Here is a 15,041-nt window from a genome sequence, read left to right on the forward strand (position 1 = left end):
GGGATGATGGGAGGGCACGGGACGCTGTCGATGCGATCCTGGTGCGGGACCAGTGCGGGACGGGCGACCGGACCGGGCCGATGTCAGTGCGCGAGTGAGACGAGGGAATTGGGCTTGAGCAGCAACTTTGCGGAGAAGACGTTCACGGATCCGTCGAAGATCCGGAACTTCTGCATCATCGCGCACATCGACCACGGCAAGTCGACTCTCGCGGACCGGATGCTGCAGCTCACCGGCGTCGTCGAGGAGCGCGCGATGCGCGCTCAGTACCTCGACCGCATGGACATCGAGCGCGAGCGCGGCATCACCATCAAGGCGCAGAACGTCCGTCTGCCGTGGACCGTCCAGAACGAGGACGGCACGACCGAAGAGATCGTGCTGCACCTGATCGACACTCCCGGCCACGTCGACTTCACGTACGAGGTGTCCCGCGCGCTCGAGGCCTGTGAGGGCGCGATCCTGCTCGTCGACGCCGCGCAGGGCATCGAGGCGCAGACCCTGGCCAACCTGTACCTGGCGATGGAGAAGGATCTCACCATCATCCCGGTGCTCAACAAGATCGACCTGCCGGCCGCCGACCCCGAGCGGTACGCGGCCGAGATCGCCCACATCGTCGGCTGCGAGGCCGAGGACGTGCTGAAGGTTTCCGGGAAGACCGGCGTCGGTGTGAAGGAGTTGCTCGACGAGGTCGTGAAGCAGGTTCCGGCCCCGGTCGGCGATGCGGACGGTCCGGCACGCGCGATGATCTTCGACTCCGTGTACGACGCCTACCGTGGCGTCGTCACCTACGTGCGTGTGGTCGACGGCAAGATCCGTCCCCGCGAGAAGATCACCATGATGTCGACCGGCACCACACACGAACTGCTCGAGGTGGGCATCATCTCGCCCGAGCCCAAGGCCACGACAGGTCTGGGCGTCGGCGAGGTCGGCTACCTCATCACCGGTGTGAAGGACGTGCGGCAGTCGCGCGTCGGCGACACCGTCACCACGTTCCGCAACGGCGCATCCGAGCCGCTGACCGGCTACCGCGATCCCAAGCCGATGGTGTACTCGGGTCTCTACCCGATGGACGGTTCCGACTACCCGGTGCTGCGTGACGCGCTGGACAAGCTGCGGCTCAACGACGCCGCCCTGGCCTACGAGCCGGAGACCTCGGTCGCTCTCGGCTTCGGTTTCCGGTGCGGCTTCCTCGGTCTGCTGCACATGGAGATCACCCGCGACCGTCTCGAGCGCGAGTTCGGGCTCGACCTCATCTCCACCGCGCCGAACGTGGTGTACCGGGTGGTGATGGAGGACGGCTCCGAGCACGAGGTGACCAACCCGTCGTACTGGCCGGAGGGCAAGGTGCGCGAGGTGTACGAGCCGATGGCCAAGTGCACCGTCATCGCGCCGAGCGAGTACACCGGCGCGATCATGGAGTTGTGTCAGTCGCGGCGCGGCGAGCTCGGGGGCATGGACTACCTCTCGGAGACGCGCGTCGAGCTGCGCTACACGCTGCCGATGGGCGAGATCATGTTCGACTTCTTCGACGCTCTGAAGTCGCGAACCAAGGGCTATGCGAGCCTCGACTACGAGGAGTCGGGCGAGCAGCAGGCCGCGCTGGTGAAGGTGGATATCCTGCTCCAGGGTGAGACCGTCGACGCTTTCAGCGCGATCGTGCACAAGGATGCTGCTTTCGCGTACGGAAACAAGATGACCACCAAGTTGCGCGAGCTCATCCCCCGTCAGCAGTTCGAGGTGCCGATCCAGGCTGCGATCGGCTCGAAGATCATTGCGCGCGAAAACATTCGGGCGATCCGCAAGGACGTGCTCGCCAAGTGCTACGGCGGCGACATCAGCCGTAAGCGCAAGCTGCTCGAGAAGCAGAAGGAGGGCAAGAAGCGGATGAAGACCATCGGTCGCGTCGAGGTCCCGCAGGAAGCCTTCGTTGCGGCGCTGTCCAACGAGTCGGTGGCGGACAAGCCCAAGGGTAAGTAGCCGGACGGCAAGTAGGAGGAACACTCGATGATCGGCACCTGGTTGACCCGCGAGCTCGGGCTGGAGGTGCCGATCTTCGGTGCCCCGATGGGCGGCCGCGCGGGCGGACGGCTCGCGGGGGAGGTCACCCGCGCCGGTGGTCTGGGGTTGCTGGGCGCGGCACGCTACGCGACGCCCGAGTGGATCGCCGAGGAGTCGGCGACCGCCCGCGAGATCGGCGGCGGGCTGCTCGGCATCGGGCTGATGACGTGGTCTCTCGACGCCGACGATTCACTGCTCGACGCGGCGCTCGCCGAGCGCCCGCGCGTGGTGTCGTTGTCGTTCGGCGATCCGGCACCGTACGTCGAACGGGTCCACGCCGCGGGTGCGCTCGCCGTCTCCCAGGTGAACACGCTCGACGACCTGCAGGTGGTCGAGCGGGCGGGCGTCGACTTCGTCATCGCTCAGGGCGGTGAGGCCGGCGGCCACACCGGGCGGATCGGCACCCTGCCGCTGCTGCAGGAGGTCCTCGACGCGACGAGCCTGCCCGTCCTCGCGGCGGGCGGAATCGGCACCGGCCGTGGACTGGCGGCGGTGATCGCCGCCGGCGCCGAGGGCGCGATGATCGGCACCGCGCTGCTCGCGAGCCCGGAGACGATCGGGCCGGAATACGCCCGCCGCAAGCTGATCGAGGCCGGCAGTGCCGACACCGTCTACACGTCGATCTTCGATCAGGCGCGCGATCAGCCCTGGCCGGCGAGGTGGGGCGGCCGTGCCCTCGCCAACGACTACACCGCCGAGTGGCACGGTCGCGGCGCCGACAACGAAACGCTCGCTGCCGCTTACGACCCTGCAGACGCGACCCAGGGTGTGGTCTACGCCGGCGAGGCAGCGGGTCTGGTCACGACTGAGCAACCCGCCGGCGACGTGGTCCGCGCCATCGCCGCCGACGCCGAACGCCTGCTACGCCGCACCTACTGAGCGAACGCCGTCACTCGGGGCGGTGGCAGACCGCCTCGACGTTGTTGCCGTCGGGATCGCGCACGAACGCGCCGTAGTAGCCGGGGTGGTACTCCGGCCATTCGCGCGGTGCGTGCAGAACCTCTGCACCCGCCTCGACCGCGGCCGCGTAGAAGGCATCGACCGCGGCTCGGGTGTCCGCGACGAACGCCACATGGTTCTCGCGGAAGCCGGCATCGGCCGGGACCAGCGGGCTGATCCAGAAGTCCGGGTGTGGCGGCACGCCGTAACCGATGACGCCGGGAGCGGGTTCGACGACCCGCTTCCCGCCGAGGGGCGCGAGCACGGCGTCGTAGAACGCAGCACCGGCTTCGATGTCGACGCATTGAATTCCCAGGTGATCCAACATGCGCCGATCGTGACACAGGTCACCGACAGAAGTGGCCGTTCCCGCGTCAGGACGGCCCGTGAGCGGGCTGGAAGGTGCCGGTGTCGCCGGCCTCCTCCGCTCGGATGACGTGCACGACCGCATTGATCAGCGCCAGGTGGGTGAAAGCCTGCGGAAAATTGCCGAGGTGCCGGCCGGTCTTGGGGTCGATCTCCTCGGCGTACAGCTTGAGTGGGCTGGCGAACCCGAGCAGACGTTCGCACAGCTGCTTGGCGCGCTCGAGTTCCCCGATCTCCACCAGGGCCGAGACGAGCCAGAACGAGCAGATCGTGAAAGTGCCCTCCTTGCCGGACAGTCCGTCGTCGGTCTCCTCGACTCGGTAGCGCAGCACCAGTCCGTCCTCGGTGAGTTCGTCGGCGATCGCCAGCACGGTGGCCCGGATGCGCTCGTCGTAGGCGGGCAGGAAGCGCAGCAGGGGAGCGAGCAGCAACGACGCATCGAGAGCCGGACTGCCGTACCGCTGGGTGAGCACCCCACGATCGTCGACACCGTGGGCGAGGACGTCGGCTCGGATCTCGTCCGCGATGTCGGCCCACTGTGCCGCATAAGCCTTCTCGCCGTGCAACGTCGCCAGCTTGGCGCCGCGGTCGAGCGCGACCCAGCACATGATCTTCGACGACGTGAAGTGCTGGGGTTCGCCGCGAACCTCCCAGATGCCGCGGTCGGGCCGGCGCCAGTTCTCGACGACCTCCTCGACCTGACGTTTGAGGAGCGGCCACAGGGTCTCGGGGACCTGGTCGCGGGAACGGACGTGCAGGTACACCGAGTCGAGCATCGTGCCCCAGATGTCGTGCTGGTTCTGGTTGTAGGCGCCGTTGCCGATCCGGACCGGCCGGGCCCCGTCGTAACCCTTGAGGTGGCTCAGTTCCTGCTCGACGAGCGTGTGCTCGCCGCCGACGCCGTACATCACCTGCAGGGGTGCCGGGTCGCCGTCGTCGGACTGGGACGAGTCGAAGATGAACGAGAAGAAGTCGTTGGCCTCCCGATCGAGCCCGAGCGTGTAGAGACCCCACAGCGCGAAGGTCGAGTCGCGCACCCAGGCGTACCGGTAGTCCCAGTTCCGTTCGCCGCCGGGCGTTTCGGGCAGGGACGTGGTGGGGGCGGCGAGCAGGGCGCCGGTGGGGGCGTAGGTGAGGCCCTTGAGGGTCAGCGCACTGCGCTGCAGGTGGCCACGCCACGGATGGTCGGGGAACCGGCCGATCGTCACCCACTGCCGCCAGCACTCGGTGGTCTGCCACATCCGGTCCGCCGCCTCGGCGAAGGTACGCGGGGCCGGCAGATCGGACCAGGAAAGGGCGACGAAGGCGTTGTCGCCCTCCACCATTCGCGTCCGGGCACGGGCCTCGCGCCCCTCGAGACCGAGCCGGAGATTCGACGTCAGGCGCAGTGTCGGGTGGTCGGCGGAGGACGCGCGCGACGTCGCCGTGGCTTCCTCGTACACCTTGCCGGTATATTCCCACCGGGCCGGGGCGCGGTGGTAGTCGAAGGCGGGTTCGCAGCTCATCTCCAACTCGACGGTGCCGCTGACGCACTTCACCGTCCGCAGCAGCACGTGCTCGGCATCCCAGTCCGACGGCGTGCGCCGACGCGTCGGCGAACGCTGCTCGTTCGCGTGCCAGGGTCCCATCACGAGGGCGTCCCGGACGATGAGCCACCCGGTCTGCGTCTGCCACGTCGTCTCCAGGATGAGCCCGCCCGGCAGGTAGCGGCGCGCGGCCGGCACGTTCTGGCCGTACGGCCCTATCCGGAAGTGCCCGGCGCTGCGGTCCAGGATGGACCCGAACACGCTGGGCGAGTCGGGTCGCGGGATGCACATCCACTCGACGGAGCCGTTCCGGGCGATCAGGCAGTTCGACTCGCAATCGGAGAGGAATGCGTAGTCGTCGATCGGCGGATAGACGCTGCGGTGCTCCGGCGCGATCTCGTCCGAATCGCCCGACGGTCCGGTGACTGACTGCTCGGCCTGCGACGTCATCTCCTCATCATCGACCCGCGCGCACGCCGCCGTCCATGTTTCGACCGCGCCGCGCGGGGGAGCGGTGCGGCTCGCCGCGACTGCGGGTGTCTGTTACTCTCTGCGGCGTGTCTGCTGCCATCGCCCACCGCGTCCGCCATGAACTGGCGTTGATTGCCGTCGGCGATCTGGCGGTTGCCGACATTCTTTGTCGCTGACGCCCTTTCCGGGCGTTCGTCTTCCGTCGAATCCGGCCCGCGGCCGCGCGCTTCGCTCTTCTTCGTCGGTGGACCGGCCGGGGCGTGCTGCGCGCCCGGTTCGTCACGAACGCCCTTCCAATGCAGGACATCCGTCCGATCTCTGAGTACGGTCCGGCGTGTGCCGGACCGATTCCGTACGTCATCACCATCATCCGTGAGCCTGGTAGGAAGGCAATCCCTCATGAGGCATCGTTCCCGTTCGTTCCTGACCGCACTCGTCGCGCTCGGCGCGGTCGCGCTGTCCGCGTGCAGCGGCGGTTCCAGTGACGTCGTCGGCGGCACCGAGACCGCCGACGGCAGCGGCGGCACGATCAACCTGTTCGCGTATGCGGTGCCCAAGCCCGGATTCGACAAGGTCACCGCGGCCTTCGCGGAGACCGAGGATGGCAAGGGGGTCCGGTTCAATCCGTCGTACGGTGCCTCGGGCGACCAGTCCCGCAAGGTCAAGGACGGCGCGCAGGCCGACTTCGTGAACTTCTCCGTCGAACCCGACATCACCCGACTGGTGGACGCCGGCCTTGTCGACGAGAACTGGAACAAGGACGCCTACAACGGAATTCCGTTCGGGTCGGTCGTCACGATCGTCGTCCGCGAGGGCAATCCGAAGAACATCCAGGACTGGGACGATCTGCTGCGTCCGGGTATCGAGGTGGTCACCCCCAACCCGTTCAGTTCCGGTTCGGCGAAGTGGAACCTGTTGGCGCCGTATGCCGCGAAGAGCGAGGGCGGCCGGAACCCGCAGGCGGGACTTGACTACCTCGGCAAGCTCGTGAGCGAGCACGTGAAGGTGCAGCCCAAGTCGGGACGCGAGGCCACGGAGACGTTCCTGCAGGGCACCGGTGACGTGCTGCTGAGCTACGAGAACGAGGCGCTGTTCACCGAGCGCAACGGCGACCCGGTGGAGCACGTCACTCCGCCCGCGACGTTCAAGATCGAAAATCCGGCCGCGGTCATCTCCAACAGCCCCAACGCGGCCCAGGCGACCGCGTTCCGCGACTACCTCTACACCGCCGACGCCCAGCGACTGTGGGCGGAGGCGGGTTTCCGTCCCGTCGACCCGGCCGTGGCGCAGGAGTTCGCGGCCGACTTCCCGCAGCCGCAGAAGCTGTGGACCATCGCCGACCTCGGGGGCTGGAAGACCGTCGATGCCGAGTTGTTCAAGCAGGGGACCGGCAGCATCGCGGTGATCTACGAGAACGCGACCAAGTAGCTCGCGCGCAGGCACGGTGAGGACACGGGACCGGACGCGGCACGCACATTGCGCCGCGTTCGGTCCGCACCTTGCCAGCCGCTAGGGTGGTCGGGTGGATCAACTCGCGAACTGGTGGGACGGCGCCGAACTGTGGATCGCCGGCCTGCCGTTCATTCCCCAGGTTCTCCTGGTGCTCGCGGTGATGATCCCGGCCTGCTTCGGTATCGCCTGGATGCTCGACCGCGTGTTGTCCGCGGTGTTCGCTGCAGTCGGTCGTGCCGAACCGGCCGCGTCGGATGTCTGCGCGGACGCGCGCTCGAAGGTGGAGGGTTCCTGATGCCGCGCTCACGCGTGACCCTGGCTCTGATCGCACTTATCGTCCTGGTCGTCATCGCCTGGTACTTCACCCGCTGAGGCCTGCCCGACTACGGCCGTCCCGGTCACCAGAAAAGCGATTCGGACGGCGGTTCGGCGCTCTGCTAAAGTCTGCCGCGTGTCTGTAGTCGTCGCCCACCAGGTCCGCCATGAACTGGCGTTGATCGCTGTCGGCCGACTTGCAGTTGCCGACGTCGACTGTTGTTGATCACCTCGTCGGTGTTCGCCCAGTCGTGACACTCGTGTTCGGTCCGAACGCGCAGCTCTCCCCCGAGTCACCCCGCCGCCCTGCGTGCCGCGAACGCCCCCCTGCGCCCCGATAGCTCCCGCCGCCCGACCGTCCGGTCGGTCCGCTCTGCTGCGAGCTCTTCTGCATCTGCCGGCACTGTAGGAAGGTAAGTCCCTATGAACCATCGGTCCCGCCCCCTCGTGGCTGCGTTCGTCGCCGTCGCCGCGGTGGCGCTCGCCGGGTGTAGCGGCGGTTCGAGTGACGTCATGGGTGGCGGCGACGGCGGTGCCGACGGCAGTGGCGGCACGATCAACCTGTTCGCATACGGCGTCCCCAAGCCGGGCTACGACAAGGTCACCGCGGCGTTCGCGGAGACCGACGAGGGTCAGGGCGTGCGGTTCAATCCGTCGTACGGTGCCTCGGGCGACCAGTCCCGCAAGGTCAGGGACGGCGCGCAGGCCGATCTGGTGAGCTTCTCCGTCGAGCCGGAGATCACCCGGCTCGTCGAGGCGGGTCTCGTCGACGATTCCTGGAACCAGGACGCATACGGCGGTGTCCCGTTCGGGTCGGTCGTCACTCTCGTCGTGCGGGAGGGTAATCCGAAGAACATCCGCGACTGGGACGATCTGCTGCGTCCGGGGATCGAGGTGGTCACCCCCAACCCGTTCAGTTCGGGTTCGGCGAAGTGGAACCTGTTGGCGCCGTACGCCGCCGAGAGCGAGGGCGGCCGGAACCCGCAGGCGGGACTCGACTACCTCGGCAAGCTCGTGAGCGAGCACGTGAAGGTGCAGCCCAAGTCGGGACGCGAGGCGACCGAGATGTTCCTGCAGGGCACCGGTGACGTGCTGCTCAGCTACGAGAACGAGGCGCTGTTCACCGAGCGTAAGGGCGATCCGGTGGAGCACGTCACGCCCGCTGTGACGTTCAAGGTGGAGAACCCGGTTGCCGTCGTCTCCACGGGCCGCAACGCGTCCACCGCCGTCACGTTCCGTGAGTTCCTCTACACCCCTGCAGCGCAACGTCAGTGGGCACAGGCCGGGTTCCGTCCCGTCGACCAGGCCGTGCTGGCCGAGTTCGCCGCGGACTTCCCGGAGCCGCAGAAGCTGTGGACCATCGCCGACCTCGGTGGTTGGGACGCCGTCGACCAGGATCTGTTCGAGCAGGACTCGGGACGGATCGCCGCAATCTACGAGAACGCGACCAAGTGATGACGACCGTGACGACTCAGCCGGCCCGACAGCCGGCGCAGACACCCTCACCGAAACCGAAGACCCGCTCGCGGCGCAGGTTTGCCGTCACCGGTGCCGTCGGGCCGCTCGGCATCGGTATCGCCGGCCTCTGGCTCAGCGTCATCGTGCTCCTTCCGTTGGCGGCGCTGACGGTCACGTCGTTCGAGAACGGCTGGGCCGGCTTCTGGGACGCGGTCACCGCTCCCGGCGCGCTGGCGGCGCTGCGGGTGACGGTGGTGGTCTCCGCGATCGTCGCCGTGATCAACGTCGTGATGGGCACTGCCATTGCCTGGGTGCTGGTGCGCGACGAGTTTCCCGGCAAGCGGATCGTGGGCGCACTCATCGATCTCCCGTTCGCGCTGCCGACGATCGTCGCGAGCATCGTGCTGCTCTCGCTCTACGGGCCGCAGAGCCCCGTCGGTATCCACCTCAACGCCACGCAGCCGGGTCTGATCGTCGCGCTGGCCTTCGTGACGCTGCCGTTCGTCGTGCGCTCGGTACAGCCGGTGCTGATCGAGGCCGACCGAGAGGTCGAGGAGGCGGCCGCGTCGTTGGGTGCGAACAACTGGACCATCTTCCGCTCGGTGGTGCTGCCGACGCTGGCGCCGGCGGTCATCAGCGGTGCCGGGCTGGCGTTCGCCCGGGCGATCGGCGAGTACGGCTCCGTCGTCCTGATCGGCGGCAACATTCCCCGCGAGACGCAGGTGGCGTCGCAGTACATCCAACAGCAGATCGAGATCGACCGTCCGGTCAGCGCCGCGGCCGTGTCGGTGGCACTGTTGGCGATCGCGTTCGTCACGCTGTTCGTCCTGCGCCTGTTCGCGGCCCGTAACCAGCGCCGAGAGGAGCACGCCCAGTGAAGCTGTCCCCGAAGGCGCGGATCGGTCTGCGGACCATCGTCCTCGCCTACCTCTTCGTCCTGCTGGTCCTGCCCATCGCAGTGATCCTGTACCGCACGTTCGAGAACGGCTTCGTCGCGTTCTTCCACGCGATCAGCACCCCGGCCGCCATCTCGGCGCTCAACATGTCGCTGATCATCGTGGCGATCGTGGTCCCGTTGAACGTGGTGTTCGGCATCGTGACGGCGCTCGCGCTGGTGCGCGGACGCTTCCCGGGCCGCGGTCTCCTGCAGTCGGTGGTGGACCTGCCGTTCGCGGTCTCGCCCATCGTCGTCGGTGTCTCGCTGATCCTGCTGTGGGGGGCGAACGGCTGGTTCGGTGGGATCGAATCGACTGGCTTCAAGGTGATCTTCGGGCTGCCGGGCATGGTGATCGCCACCATCTTCGTGACCCTCCCGTTCGTGGTGCGCGAGGTGGAACCCGTGCTGCACGAGATCGGTGAGGAACAGGAGCAGGCCGCCGCGACGCTCGGCGCGTCGAAGTGGCAGACGTTCAGCCGGATCACCCTGCCGGCCATCCGCTGGGGCCTGACCTACGGCGTCGTCCTCACCGTCGCCCGCGCGCTCGGCGAGTTCGGCGCGGTCATCATGGTCTCGTCCGGCATTCCCGGCCAATCGCAGACCCTGACCCTGCTCGTGCACTCCCGCTACATCGACGACCACAACACCTTCGGGGCCTACTCGGCGGCAACGCTGCTGATGGGTATCGCCCTGATCACCCTGCTGCTGATGACTCTGCTCGACCGCAAGAGGAGCACGACATGATCACCGTGACCGGTGCGCGCAAGAACTACGGCGACTTCGCCGCGCTCGACGATGTCACCCTCGACATCCCGTCGGGCTCGCTGACCGCCCTGTTGGGCCCCAGCGGCTCGGGCAAGTCGACGCTGCTGCGGTCGATCGCCGGCCTCGAACATCCCGACTCGGGCACCATCACGATCGCCGGCAAGGACGTCACCGGCGTGCCGCCGCAGAAGCGGGACATCGGCTTCGTGTTCCAGCACTATGCGGCGTTCAAACACATGACCGTGCGGGACAACGTCGCGTTCGGGCTCAAGATCCGCAAGCGCCCCAAGGCGGAGATCACCAAGAAGGTCGACGATCTGCTCGGGATCGTCGGGCTGGACGGCTTCCAGCACCGCTACCCCGCACAGCTGTCCGGCGGACAGCGTCAGCGCATGGCCCTCGCCCGTGCGCTCGCCGTCGATCCGCAGGTGCTGCTGCTCGACGAGCCGTTCGGCGCGCTCGACGCGAAGGTGCGTGACGACCTGCGGACGTGGCTGCGCCGCCTGCACGACGAGGTGCACGTCACCACGGTGCTGGTCACCCACGACCAGGAGGAGGCCCTGGACGTCGCCGACCGGATCGCGGTGCTCAACAAGGGACGCATCGAGCAGGTCGGCACCCCGCAGGAGCTGTACGACACCCCGGCCAACGACTTCGTGATGTCGTTCCTCGGCCCGGTCGCCCGGCTCAACGGGCAGCTCGTGCGCCCGCACGATCTGCGCCTGGACCGCAACCAGCTGCCGCAGTCGTTCGCGGCCACGGTCTCCCGCGTCGTGCACCTCGGATTCGAGGTCCGCGTCGAGCTGCAGCCCAAGACCGGAGCGCAGGAGCTGTCGGCGCAGATCACCCGCAGCGACGCCGAGGCGCTCGGTCTGCGGGAGGGCGAGACGGTGTACGTGCGGCCCAGCGACATCGCAAGCTAGTCCACCGAGTAAAGACGAAAGCCCGGCTCCGCCAAGGTGGAGCCGGGCTTTCGTCGTCGTGCGACGGGGTCAGGACCCCAGCGAGCCGAACGACAGTGAGCCACTGCCGCTCTCCGGCGGCGCCGGGTAGTCGGGGGCGAGCTCACGCATCAGGTCCAGGGCGACCCCGTCGGTGTGCTCCGAGTCGCCGTTCGCCATGACCGTCACACCCCATCCCTCGGACGGCACGAGGTAGGTGGCGCTGGTCATTCCCGAGGCGCCACCGTCCTTGAACGCGTACGGGCGGTTGATCCCGTTCTGCGGGGGGAACAGCTGCCAGGCCATGCCCATCTGCATGTTCGGCATCCTGGTCGGCGCCACGCCCGGGATCGGATCGAGCATCGACTGCAGAACCGGCACCAGCGGCTCGTCCCCGTAGCCGAGGGTGGCCGCCACCCACTTCGCCATGTCCGCCGCCGTGCTGATCAGACCGCCGCCGCCGGCCAGCGCACCGGTGTTGTTCCAGAGGTCGGTCGGGCTGCCGTTCGCGTAGGGCACGGCCAGGTCCGGGGTGGGGCTTTCGATGACGGTCCCGGTCATGCCGAGTGGGCCGGTGAGCTCGCGCTGGACCACGTCGGCGAAGCGGGGCTCGGCGTGACCCGGTGCGTACGCATCGGCCATCAGGGTGCCCAGGGTTCCGAAACCGAAGTCCGAGTAGATCCACTCCGATCCCGGTGCGCTCGCCAGCGCACCCGGCGCCTCCAGCCCCTCCCACAGCAGGGTGCGGTTGTAGAGCGCCTTCGCGTCCGAGCACCCGTGGTCGCCGCCTCCCGGGCAGCCGGCATTCAGGTTGCCCGGGTCGTCGGTGAGCCCCGACCGGTGGGTGACGAGATCCCCGAGCGTGACGGCCGTGTCGTCCATCGTCGGGAACGTGACGTCGTGCTCGTAGTCCTGGGCGAGATCGCCGAGAGTGGAGAGGCCTTCGTCGATCCGCTTCGCGAGCAGTCCCGCGGTGAACGTCTTGGTTTCCGAGGCGATCTCGAACTGAGTCTGCGGACCGACCGGGCGCTGATTCTCCTTGTCCGCCAACCCGAAGTGGTATGTGGTGGTGATCGCCTCGTCGGGCTTGTCGGGGTTGCGCTTGACGATCGCGATCGACATGCCGGGTGCACTGTGGCCGACCACCTTCGATGCGGCCCGGGCCACGGCTCGCGTCTCCCACCCGTCACCGATCGACGACCCTGCATTCGGGACGGGAATCGCTGCGGAGGCTGTCGGTGCGAGGGTGGCGGCGAGCACCAGGGATGTCGCAGTCGCCAGGGCGGCGGCGCCGGCCCGTCGATACGGGCGGCGGAGAGTCGGTTGCATGATCACGAGAGTAAATCTGAGGTAATGGTTTTCGTCAGATTTTTCCCGTAGCGGTCGGGACCGACCTGCGTCCGAACGAACGTTGGATCAGGGGAGTGCGGTCCAGGCACTCACGCAGTGGTACGAGCGGTTCTGGTACACCAGGGGAGCCGCGAGCGACTCGGCGTCGTGGATCTCCGTCACAGCGGCCGTGACGACCAGTGCCTGCCCGACCTCGGTACGCGTGAGCGGGGTGCAGCGCAGCACTGTGCCGGTGTCGTGCAGGAGTGGCTCACCCGATCCCAGTGTCGACCAGGCCGTGTCGACGCCGAACCGGGTGTTGCCGGACGCCGCGAACCGACGGGCCAGCGCCACGTTGTCGGCGGTGAGCAGGTGCACCAGGACGCTCGACGCCACCGCGATCTCGGCGGCAGAACCCCGCAGGGCCTGTAGCGAGAAGCCCAGCACGGCGGGATCGGCGGAGATCGACGCGACCGACGACGAGGTGATGCCCACCGGGCCGGCGGCACCCTGTGCGGTGATGATCGCGACGCCCGCGGGGTAACCCCGGAAGGCGCGCCGGAAGTCTTCGCCGAGCAGGGGGTTCGGGGCAGTGGTCGTCAACGCGAGGTCCTTCGTCGAGGCGGGGGTGTCACTGACGACGCTAGAACCTCGAGTTGACTCGAGGTAAAGGGATTGTGGTCGACGCCACGGGTACGGCTCCCTACGATGACGTGCATGACCCCACCCAGCGACACCACCGGCGATCTCCCTGCCGGGATCGGGCGTCCGGCTACCCGGGCGCTCGCGCAAGCCGGCATCACCACGCTGCAGGCCGTCGCGCAGCACTCGGCGAAGGATCTCCTCGCGCTCCACGGCGTCGGTCCCAAAGCGCTCCGGGTGTTGACCGACTCGCTGGGCGAGCGCGGTCTCGGCTTCCGAACCGACAACGCCTAGCGCGTGGCGTGCCCGGGCGGTGACTCGGGGTCGAGTGGCATGGTCTCCGCGGTCCCCGCCTGCACTGCGCGCCCGTAACGCCCGAGGTAGTCACTTTCGAGGTCGTCGGCGTACGCCTGACCCGGCCAGCTGTCGGGCAGGGGACGGCCGCCGTGGGTGCACCGGATTCGGCGCGCGGGTCCGAGCTCGGGCACGGTGCCCCGGAAGTCGCAGCGGTCGAAGGTCGTGAGCGCCGAGAACGTGGTGTCGGCGAATGTGCACTCGACGAAGCGGCCGCCCACCAGCTTCGCGTCGGTGAGGTCTGCTCCGCGGAACGTGCACCGCTCGAACACGGTGTTCTCTCCGAGTGTGAGTTTGCGCATCGATGCGCCCGTGAAGTCGCAGTCGGTCAATCGCCGCCCGATCCGTGCCCGCGTCAGGCGCGCCGATCTGAAACTGCACCTTGCGAAGAATCGGTCGAACGTGCTGCCCGACGCGGAGATTCCGTCGAAGCGGCTGTCGCTCACCTCGGTCTCGACGAAGTGGAGGGTTCCTCGGGCGTAGCTCAGGTCGAGCCGCTCGAGCGCGAGGTACTTGATCGAGAGCGGGTATCCGCGAGCCATTTTCACGCCGCGCAGGTCCACACGACCGTCGTCGGTTCCGAACGGGGACGTGATCTCGTGTGTGCGTCCCACGAATCCGGCCTGATCGACGAACTGGCGCGCGAGCTGGGCTGTGGTCTCGGAACTCCACCTCCCGCGCAGCGATGCGGCACTCGCCGCGCTGTGCTTGTCGGTCGTCACCGACTCACTGTAAACGTCAGGCGGAGAGTCGCCACGAGTCCGCTGCGCCGAGGGCGGTCCGGTACCGATCGAGCGCAACTTCGGCGACGTTCCGGTGTGCGCCGATCGTCTCGGCGAACACGACGTCGGGAGCGGCGTCGAGTGCGGCTGCGCCGAGACGGTCGGTGAGGCGTCCCGGCGCCAGGAACCACGGGGCGATCACGATGCGCTCGACCCCTCGCGAGCGCAGCTGTGAGATCGCCTGTCCGACGGTCGGTTCGGCGGAGGTTGCGAAGCAGGCGGCCGTCGCCCACAGGTTGCCGTCGGCGAGGACGCCGGCCAGTGCGCGGGTGCGATCGTTGGCCCGCGAATCGGACGAGCCGACCGCGGCGAGCACGACTCCGGCGCGGGTGTCGTCGGTGGCGACACCGGTCTCGGTGATCCGGTCCCGTACCGCGTCGACGAGGCGGCGGTCGTGGCCCAGGACGTCGGACTGGACGAGCGTCAGCTGCGGGTGCCGTGCGCGGGCAGCGGCCAGGATCCCGGGCAGATCCACGCGGGCATGGAACGCGCTGCCGAGCAGCAGGGGCACCACCACTGCAGCGGTATGCCCCTCCGCGGCGACGGCGTCGACGACCTGGTCCACCGACGGCGTGTTCAGGTCGAGGAAGCACAACCGGACGTCGACGTCCGGCCGCTGCGCGCGGATCGCCGCCACGGCAGCCGTGACCACCCGAGCGGATCGGGGATCACGACTGCCGTGTGCGACGGCGATCAGTGGAGTCAC

At 68.3% G+C, this 15,041-nt stretch carries 17 protein-coding genes; 11 read left to right on the plus strand and 6 right to left on the minus strand.

The features are described from left to right. Positions 1 to 30: 30 nt before the first annotated feature. Together lepA and A6I89_RS03470 are read left to right on the plus strand one after the other, a co-directional pair. On the plus strand, positions 31 to 1,977 hold the full coding sequence (gene lepA / locus A6I89_RS03465) for a translation elongation factor 4 (RefSeq protein ID WP_013416486.1): 1,947 nt from the start codon (positions 31 to 33) through the stop codon (positions 1,975 to 1,977). Positions 1,978 to 2,004: 27 nt separating this feature from the next. Further along, on the plus strand, positions 2,005 to 2,937 hold the full coding sequence (locus A6I89_RS03470; protein ID WP_022596720.1) for an NAD(P)H-dependent flavin oxidoreductase: 933 nt from the start codon (positions 2,005 to 2,007) through the stop codon (positions 2,935 to 2,937). Positions 2,938 to 2,947: 10 nt separating this feature from the next. Here A6I89_RS03470 and A6I89_RS03475 read toward each other — a convergent pair whose 3' ends face one another. Together A6I89_RS03475 and A6I89_RS03480 are read right to left on the minus strand one after the other, a co-directional pair. Next, a complete protein-coding gene (locus tag A6I89_RS03475) occupies positions 2,948 to 3,325 on the minus strand; it encodes a VOC family protein (RefSeq protein ID WP_013416484.1) in 378 nt (125 codons plus the stop codon). A 46-nt stretch (positions 3,326 to 3,371) separates the two neighbouring features. Continuing rightward, the gene (locus A6I89_RS03480) at positions 3,372 to 5,339 is read right to left on the minus strand and encodes a glycoside hydrolase family 15 protein (RefSeq protein WP_022596718.1); all 1,968 of its coding nucleotides are present in this window, start codon (positions 5,337 to 5,339) and stop codon (positions 3,372 to 3,374) included. A 107-nt stretch (positions 5,340 to 5,446) separates the two neighbouring features. On the opposite strand from A6I89_RS03480, the gene A6I89_RS25010 reads away from it, so the two are divergent. The 8 genes from A6I89_RS25010 (at position 5,447) to A6I89_RS03510 (ending at position 11,210) form a co-directional block, all read left to right on the plus strand. Further along, positions 5,447 to 5,536 carry an Ms4533A family Cys-rich leader peptide gene (locus A6I89_RS25010; protein ID WP_313957197.1) on the plus strand — a complete coding sequence of 30 codons (90 nt, stop codon included), beginning with the start codon at positions 5,447 to 5,449 and terminating at the stop codon, positions 5,534 to 5,536. Positions 5,537 to 5,759: 223 nt separating this feature from the next. Further along, complete coding sequence (locus tag A6I89_RS03485) at positions 5,760 to 6,788, plus strand: sulfate ABC transporter substrate-binding protein (RefSeq protein WP_022596716.1); 1,029 nt, start codon at positions 5,760 to 5,762, stop codon at positions 6,786 to 6,788. A 94-nt stretch (positions 6,789 to 6,882) separates the two neighbouring features. Beyond that, positions 6,883 to 7,107 (plus strand): hypothetical protein, encoded by a 225-nt coding sequence (locus A6I89_RS03490; protein ID WP_005512307.1) that lies wholly within the window; start codon positions 6,883 to 6,885, stop codon positions 7,105 to 7,107. Between the two features lie 156 nt (positions 7,108 to 7,263). Further along, a complete protein-coding gene (locus A6I89_RS25070; RefSeq protein WP_350317242.1) occupies positions 7,264 to 7,353 on the plus strand; it encodes an Ms4533A family Cys-rich leader peptide in 90 nt (29 codons plus the stop codon). Positions 7,354 to 7,550: 197 nt separating this feature from the next. Next, positions 7,551 to 8,582, plus strand: a complete 1,032-nt coding sequence (locus A6I89_RS03495) for an extracellular solute-binding protein (protein ID WP_022596713.1) — start codon at positions 7,551 to 7,553, stop codon at positions 8,580 to 8,582. Continuing rightward, entirely contained in the window at positions 8,582 to 9,463 is an 882-nt protein-coding gene (gene cysT, locus A6I89_RS03500; RefSeq protein WP_022596711.1) for a sulfate ABC transporter permease subunit CysT, read from the plus strand. The genes A6I89_RS03495 and cysT overlap by 1 nt, the downstream gene beginning before the upstream one ends. After that, positions 9,460 to 10,266, plus strand: coding sequence for a sulfate ABC transporter permease subunit CysW (gene cysW, locus A6I89_RS03505; protein WP_005512311.1), 807 nt, complete (start codon positions 9,460 to 9,462; stop codon positions 10,264 to 10,266). The genes cysT and cysW overlap by 4 nt, the downstream gene beginning before the upstream one ends. Beyond that, positions 10,263 to 11,210 (plus strand): sulfate/molybdate ABC transporter ATP-binding protein, encoded by a 948-nt coding sequence (locus A6I89_RS03510; protein WP_022596709.1) that lies wholly within the window; start codon positions 10,263 to 10,265, stop codon positions 11,208 to 11,210. The genes cysW and A6I89_RS03510 overlap by 4 nt, the downstream gene beginning before the upstream one ends. A gap of 69 nt (positions 11,211 to 11,279) precedes the next feature. On the opposite strand, the gene A6I89_RS03515 is transcribed toward A6I89_RS03510, so the two are convergent. After that, positions 11,280 to 12,557 (minus strand): serine hydrolase domain-containing protein, encoded by a 1,278-nt coding sequence (locus tag A6I89_RS03515; RefSeq protein WP_044991263.1) that lies wholly within the window; start codon positions 12,555 to 12,557, stop codon positions 11,280 to 11,282. Between the two features lie 87 nt (positions 12,558 to 12,644). Next, the gene (locus A6I89_RS03520; RefSeq protein WP_005512314.1) at positions 12,645 to 13,160 is read right to left on the minus strand and encodes a flavin reductase family protein; all 516 of its coding nucleotides are present in this window, start codon (positions 13,158 to 13,160) and stop codon (positions 12,645 to 12,647) included. Between the two features lie 114 nt (positions 13,161 to 13,274). Here A6I89_RS03520 and A6I89_RS03525 point away from each other — a divergent pair, with 114 nt between their 5' ends. Next, positions 13,275 to 13,493 carry a helix-hairpin-helix domain-containing protein gene (locus tag A6I89_RS03525; protein WP_022596705.1) on the plus strand — a complete coding sequence of 73 codons (219 nt, stop codon included), beginning with the start codon at positions 13,275 to 13,277 and terminating at the stop codon, positions 13,491 to 13,493. Here A6I89_RS03525 and A6I89_RS03530 read toward each other — a convergent pair. Then, positions 13,490 to 14,275, minus strand: coding sequence for a pentapeptide repeat-containing protein (locus A6I89_RS03530; RefSeq protein WP_022596704.1), 786 nt, complete (start codon positions 14,273 to 14,275; stop codon positions 13,490 to 13,492). The genes A6I89_RS03525 and A6I89_RS03530 overlap by 4 nt on opposite strands. Positions 14,276 to 14,291: 16 nt before the next feature. After that, positions 14,292 to 15,041 (minus strand): sirohydrochlorin chelatase, encoded by a 750-nt coding sequence (locus A6I89_RS03535; RefSeq protein ID WP_044991231.1) that lies wholly within the window; start codon positions 15,039 to 15,041, stop codon positions 14,292 to 14,294.

Origin of the sequence: Prescottella equi (assembly GCF_002094305.1) — a bacterium.
GTDB classification, from domain to species: Bacteria; Actinomycetota; Actinomycetes; order Mycobacteriales; family Mycobacteriaceae; genus Prescottella; species Prescottella equi.

Bases quoted from the DNA above. Each gene is read 5' to 3' on its own strand.
- A6I89_RS03510 (WP_022596709.1), top strand. From the start codon at position 10,263: ATGATCACCGTGACCGGTGCGCGCAAGAACTACGGCGACTTCGCCGCG.
- A6I89_RS03495 (WP_022596713.1), top strand. From the start codon at position 7,551: ATGAACCATCGGTCCCGCCCCCTCGTGGCTGCGTTCGTCGCCGTCGCC.
- cysT (WP_022596711.1), top strand. From the start codon at position 8,582: ATGACGACCGTGACGACTCAGCCGGCCCGACAGCCGGCGCAGACACCC.
- A6I89_RS03470 (WP_022596720.1), top strand. From the start codon at position 2,005: ATGATCGGCACCTGGTTGACCCGCGAGCTCGGGCTGGAGGTGCCGATC.
- A6I89_RS03515 (WP_044991263.1), bottom strand. From the start codon at position 12,557: ATGCAACCGACTCTCCGCCGCCCGTATCGACGGGCCGGCGCCGCCGCC.
- A6I89_RS03475 (WP_013416484.1), bottom strand. From the start codon at position 3,325: ATGTTGGATCACCTGGGAATTCAATGCGTCGACATCGAAGCCGGTGCT.
- A6I89_RS03480 (WP_022596718.1), bottom strand. From the start codon at position 5,339: ATGACGTCGCAGGCCGAGCAGTCAGTCACCGGACCGTCGGGCGATTCG.
- A6I89_RS03485 (WP_022596716.1), top strand. From the start codon at position 5,760: ATGAGGCATCGTTCCCGTTCGTTCCTGACCGCACTCGTCGCGCTCGGC.
- lepA (WP_013416486.1), top strand. From the start codon at position 31: ATGCGATCCTGGTGCGGGACCAGTGCGGGACGGGCGACCGGACCGGGC.
- A6I89_RS03525 (WP_022596705.1), top strand. From the start codon at position 13,275: ATGACCCCACCCAGCGACACCACCGGCGATCTCCCTGCCGGGATCGGG.